Source organism: Sulfobacillus harzensis, assembly GCF_012933365.1.
In the GTDB taxonomy this organism is placed as follows: Bacteria; Bacillota; Sulfobacillia; order Sulfobacillales; family Sulfobacillaceae; genus Sulfobacillus_B; species Sulfobacillus_B harzensis.
In genome coordinates this window covers 1-817 of record NZ_JABBVZ010000308.1, presented here as the reverse complement: position 1 = coordinate 817, position 817 = coordinate 1, and the positions used below count along the sequence as shown (strand labels likewise).

At 61.9% G+C, this 817-nt stretch carries 1 protein-coding gene; it reads right to left on the bottom strand.

What is annotated here, in order from left to right; translation table 11 throughout:
• Positions 1-817, bottom strand: an 817-nt coding sequence (locus HIJ39_RS23215) for a spore germination protein (RefSeq protein WP_207711897.1), incomplete at both ends; no start/stop codon positions are given.

The window sequence follows — 817 nt, the reverse complement described above, 5'->3', positions numbered from 1 at the left end:
TGTAGAGACCCGGCAGATACACGCCGATGGCCCAGCCCACAAGCCGAATCAAGCGGACAAACGTGGTGTCGTACCAGACCCCGGCATAGTCCATCCCGGTGCGATAAAAATCGGCGAGGGGTGCCGGTGCGATCAGGACGAAGGGATCTCCATCCACCAAAATGACCACCTTACCTTCTAACAAGGCGTGGCAGGCGACGTCCAGCCGCTCGGTGGACCGGATGGTGGGAAAGATCGACCGGGGCTGGTCCCGAATCAACCCCGCCACCACGGTGGCGTTCGCGCGTCCGCCCATGGCGATCCGGGATAGCCGCGCGGTCACGAGACTTGTCAAGGACGGGTTGGTGAGCCCTGCGACGTAGGCCAGCATGATCGGCTCATGCTGCCGCTGCCCTACGGTGATCGACTGAAATTGGAGGGCGGGATCGCGAAACCGTCGGCGTAATTGGCCCATTTGGGTAGCGAGGCTTTCATTGAAGGCCTCGTCGGGCCCGCGCACGGCCAATTCGGTTTGGGGTCGTTCAATGGACCGCTGCGGATATTTCACCGTGTCGACACTCCAGACGTGGGCCAGACCCGGGACAAAGATCAGCGTATGCCCCGACGCTAAATCGTCGAGAATGCTGGACCAGGCCTTTTGGGCGGTAATATGACCGGCGGCCAGCGTGGATCGATCCCAGGTCGGCGCAGGGGCCAAGGTGCGTAACAAGGGCGCGATGAGGTCTTGGTCGACCATGGGCGTGTCGGTGACACTGTCGAGGTACGCGATGAGAACGGACGCCGAACCACAGGAGGGCACCGTAAGGCTCCGCAAAAT